Source organism: Candidatus Collinsella stercoripullorum, from assembly GCF_027669965.1.
GTDB classification, from domain to species: Bacteria; Actinomycetota; Coriobacteriia; order Coriobacteriales; family Coriobacteriaceae; genus Collinsella; species Collinsella stercoripullorum.
Genome location: NZ_JAQECM010000016.1, coordinates 34138 through 38849 on the forward strand (window position 1 = coordinate 34138; position 4712 = coordinate 38849).

The 4712-nt window shown below is 72.2% G+C and carries 3 protein-coding genes; all 3 read left to right on the forward strand.

Annotation, left to right across the window (positions count from 1 at the left end):
* Positions 1–841: 841 nt before the first annotated feature.
* From PHA29_RS05185 to PHA29_RS05195, 3 genes are read left to right on the forward strand one after another with little or no spacing between them, the layout of a single operon-like run.
* Positions 842–1690: an FAD binding domain-containing protein gene (locus PHA29_RS05185; protein WP_270848485.1), complete on the forward strand. Its 849-nt coding sequence runs from the start codon at positions 842–844 to the stop codon at positions 1688–1690.
* The gene (locus PHA29_RS05190) at positions 1687–2202 is read left to right on the forward strand and encodes a (2Fe-2S)-binding protein (RefSeq protein ID WP_270405594.1); all 516 of its coding nucleotides are present in this window, start codon (positions 1687–1689) and stop codon (positions 2200–2202) included. Before PHA29_RS05185 ends, PHA29_RS05190 begins: the two co-directional genes overlap by 4 nt.
* Before the next feature lie 3 nt (positions 2203–2205).
* Complete coding sequence (locus PHA29_RS05195; protein ID WP_270848486.1) at positions 2206–4629, forward strand: xanthine dehydrogenase family protein molybdopterin-binding subunit; 2424 nt, start codon at positions 2206–2208, stop codon at positions 4627–4629.
* Positions 4630–4712 lie beyond the last annotated feature (83 nt).

The following is a 4712-nucleotide window of genomic DNA, read 5'->3' on the forward strand; positions in this document are numbered from 1 at the left end:
CTGCGCCCTTTCCCGGTGCGAGCCCTGATCGCCGCGCGGTCCGATCGCGCCTTCGGCGCTCAGAGGACCGCGATGGGACGGGGGCCTCCCTTGTCTCCGCCCTCGGCTCCGCGGCGGGGGATTCGAGCCGGGGTGCGCCCTTTCCCGGTGCGGGCCCTGATCGCCGTGCGAACAGGCACCCGAAGAGGGCATCGAGGGCGCAGGGTACCGATTCCTCCACCGAGAAGGTGCCGATCTTGCCGTAGAGGCGCTACTTGCTCAGGATCGCGAGGAGGGCGTCTGCGGTGTCCCGCAGGCAGCTGCTTCCCTCGCCCGCGATCGAGACGAAACGGGCCCCGCACCTCCGGAGCCGGGGGACGCGCTTCATCGCCGCGCGGTGGCGCACTCTCCGGGCAGGAGACCATGACGGCGCGGTCAGTCGGACCCATCTGCCGCGTGGACGGGCCGAACTCGGCTTGCGGCACCTGGACGGCGCCGATGCCGACGAGCATGAGCTTGTGCGGGGACAGCGAGAGCGGCAGCGCGTCCGCGCTCGCGCCGAACAGCACGGCACGGTCCGCCCGGGCGAGCCGCCGGGGATCTGCGACGCCGGCACCCCCGTCCCCTGCGGTCCCCTGAGCGCCGCAGGAGCGATCGGGCCGCAGGGGACGGGGGCGCCGGCGGGAGTTGGAGGTCCCCTGAGCGCCGAAGGCACGATCGGATCGCAGAGGACGGGTGTGCCGGCGGGGCTTGCGGCGGGTATTTTGTGCGCCGGCGAGGATGGGTCGGTAAACGGGCGGCCCGCGGCAGCGCGATTCGGTACACTTATGAGCCTGTTCCCAAGCTGTTGGATGGGGGAGGCATGCTCAGATTCGACAACTACGTGCGCCCGGTCAACACGGCCGAGGCGCTCGAGGTCCTGCGGTACCGAAGGGGCGCGAAGGTCGTGGGCGGCGGCATGTGGATGCGCCTGTCCTCGCGGACGGTTCCCTGCGTCGTCGACCTCTCCGACTGCGGGCTCGGCTCCATCGCCGAGACCGACGACGCGTTCGAGATCGGCGCCATGGCGTCCCTGCGCGACCTCGAGACCCATCGCGCCCTCAACGAGGCGACCGGCGGGATCCTCGAGCGGGCGGTCCGCGACATCGTGGGGTCCCAGTTCCGCGAGCTCGCGACCGTGGGCGGCAGCGTCTACGGCCGCTTCGGCTTCTCCGATGTGCTGTGCGCGCTGCTCGCGCTCGATGCGGACGTCGTGCTGACCGGCGCGGGGCGCATGCCGCTCGCGCGCTTCTGCGAGCAGGGCTACGAGAAGGACATCCTTGAGCGCGTCGTCGTCGCCAAGCGGGATTACCGCGCCGCATACGCCTGCATGCGCCGCGCGGCGACCGACCTCCCCACCCTGAACGTCGCCGCGGCGTACTGGAACGGGGACTGGCACGTCGCCGTGGGCGCCCGCCCCGCGCGCGCCCGGCTCCTGCTCGGTTCCGAGCTGGGGCTGTTCGGCCCCGAGCCCTCCGCGGCCAAGCTCCTGAACGCCGCGCGCGTCCTGCGCGGGCTGACCTTCAGCTCCAATATGTGGGGTTCGGCGCGCTACCGCCGCCATCTGGCGGGCGCGCTCGGCATCCGCGCCGTCTGCGAGGCGGCGGGCATGCCCGTCCCCGAAGCCTGCGCCCCGGCGCTCGCCCCCGCCGACGAGGAGGTTTCCGCATGAGCGCATCGACCCTGGATGTCAAGGTGACGCTGAACGGCAGGAAGGTCGCGGCGCGCGTCCCCGCCGACCAGCCGCTGTACGACTTCGTGCGCGCGCACGGCTGCAAGTCGGTGAAGTGCGCCTGCGAGACCACCAACTGCGGCCTGTGCACGGTGTGGCTGGACGGCCGCGCGGTGCTCTCGTGCGCCGTCCCCATGGCGCGCGCCGACGGCCATGCCATCACGACGCTCGAGGGCCTGCGCGAGCAGTCCGCGGACTTCGCCCGGTGCATGGCCGAGGAGGGCGCCGAGCAGTGCGGCTTCTGCTCGCCCGGCCTCATCATGAACGTCCTCGCATACGAGCGCGAGGTCGTGGCGTCGGGCGCCATGCCCTCCGACGAGGAGCTCGACCGGCGCCTGTCCGGCAACCTCTGCCGCTGCTCGGGCTACATGGGCCAGCGCCGCGCCCTCAAGCGCTACCTCGCCGCGCGCCTCGAGGCCGCGGCCCGCCCCGACGCCGCGAAGGAGGCGTGAGCGATGAGCATGATCGTCACCGCACCCGGTTCCCGCGAGGGCCTCGCCCAGGTCGGCGCCCCCGCCGTCAAGAAGGACGCCGCGGCCCTGCTCGAGGGCAAGCCGGTCTTCACCGACGACCTCGCCCCGGCGGACGCCCTCGTCGTCAAGATCCTCCACAGCCCGCACGCCTTCGCGAAGATCCGCTCCATCGACACCTCGCGCGCCCTCAAGGTGCCCGGGGTCGTCGCGGTCTACACCTATCGCGACGTGCCGAGGCGGCGCTTCACCCTCGCCGGCCAGTCCTACCCCGAGGCGAGCCCCTACGACCGCCTGATCCTGGACGAGGTCGTGCGCTACGTGGGCGACGAGGTCGCCATCGTCGCCGCCGAGGACGCCGACGCCGCCGACCGCGCGCTGCGCCTGATCAGGGTCGACTACGAGCTCATGGAGCCGGTGCTCGATTTCACGGAGGCCATCGACAACCCGAGCGTCATCCACGCGGAGGACGACTACCACGTGAACGGCGCCTGGATCCGGAACGACCGCATGCGCAACATCGTCTCCTCGGGCCTGTCCGAGCACGGCGACCTCGATGCCGCCTTCGCCGCGTCCGACGTCGTCCTCGAGCGCACCTACCATACCCTCGCCGACGCGCAGGCCATGATGGAGACCTTCCGCGCCTTCACCGAGATCGACGCCTACGGCCGCCTCACGGTGACCTCCTCCACGCAGGTGCCCTTCCACGTGCGGCGCATGGTCGCCGGCGCCCTCGACATCCCGCAGGCGCGGGTGCGCGTGGTGAAGCCCCGCATCGGCGGCGGCTTCGGCGCCAAGCAGTCGGGCTGCGTGGAGATCTTCACCGCGTTCGTCACCGTCATGACCGGGCGCCCCAGCAAGATCGTCTACACGCGCGAGGAGACGCTCACCGCGTCCAACTCGCGCCACGAGATGCAGATGCGCGTGCGCATCGGCGCCCGCCGCGACGGCACGATCCTGGCGCTCGACCTCCATACCCTGTCCAACCAGGGCGCCTACGGCGAGCACGGCCCCACCACGGTGGGCCTGTCCGGCCACAAGAGCCTGCCGCTGTACAACCGCGTGCTCGCGAGCCGCTTCTCCTTCGACGTCGTCTACACCAACACCATGCCGGCCGGCGCCTACCGCGGCTACGGCGCCACGCAGGGCCTCTTCGCGGTCGAGAGCGCCGTCAACGAGCTCGCCGACAAGCTCCGCATGGACCCCTGCGAGATCCGCCTCAAGAACCTCGTGCGCGAGGGCGAGGTCATGCCGCAGTACTACGACAACACGCTGTACTCCTGCAGCGCGGCGACCTGCCTCACCCGCGCCATGGAGATGATCGGTTGGGAGGGCAAGGAGCTGCGCCGCGACATGGGGGACCGCGTGCGCGGCCTGGGCGTCGCCCTGTCCATGCAGGGCTCCGCCATCGCCGGCATCGACATCGCCTCGGTCGACCTGCGCCTCGAGGAGTCGGGCTTCTACACGCTGTCCATCGGCGCCACGGACATGGGCACGGGCTGCGACACCGTCCTCGCCCAGTTCGCCGCCGAGGCGCTCGGCTGCGACCTCGACCGCATCGTGGTGCACGGGGTGGACACCGACGTGTCCCCCTTCGACACCGGCTCCTATGCGAGTGCGAGCACCTACCTCACCGGCATGGCCGTGGTGAAGGCCGCCGAGCAGCTCATCGCCCGGCTGCGCGCGGAGGCGGCGCGCCTTCTGGGCGCCGATGCGCGAGACGTCTCCTTCGAGGGCGTCGTCCTGCGCGCCTACCCGGCGGGGGTGCTGGGCGACGACGGGGCGCTGCCGCCCGAGTTCTCCGCCATCGACGACGACGTCGAGGCCATCGCGCGGCCCTACCGCCTGGTGCGCGTCGCGCCCGAGGCCGAGCCGGTGGGGGAGATCTCCCTGCGCGAGCTCGCCGACAGGCTCGTCGCCGGCGGGGACGGCGACTGCCTGACCGCCCATGCGGCAGCGAGCTCGCCCACGAGCCCCCCGCCGTTCATGAGCGGCATCGCCGAGGTCGACGTCGACAAGGCGACCGGCGAGGTGACCGTGGTGGACTACGTGAGCGTGGTCGACTGCGGCACGGTGGTCAACGCGAACCTTGCGCGCGTGCAGGCCGAGGGCGGCATCGCCCAGGGGATCGGCATGGCGCTCACCGAGAACGTGCAGTACGACGGGCGCGGCCGCATGCGCACGCGCTCGTTCATGACCTACAAGGTGCCCACCCGGCTCGACATCCCGCAGGTGCGCGTGGAGTTCGCCCCGAGCTACGAGCCCACGGGCCCGTTCGGCGCGAAGTCCATCGGCGAGGTCGTCATCAACACCCCGTCGCCGGCCATCGCGAGCGCGGTGGCGCACGCCACGGGCAACTACGTGCGCACCCTGCCGATCACGCCCGAGAAGGCCCTCTACGGCGAGTGACCTCCGTGCAGGGGCGGCCGCATCGGCGTCCCGGCCCGCGCCCGGCGGCCGCATCGCCGGGTGCGGCGGCCCTGCGCGCGGCG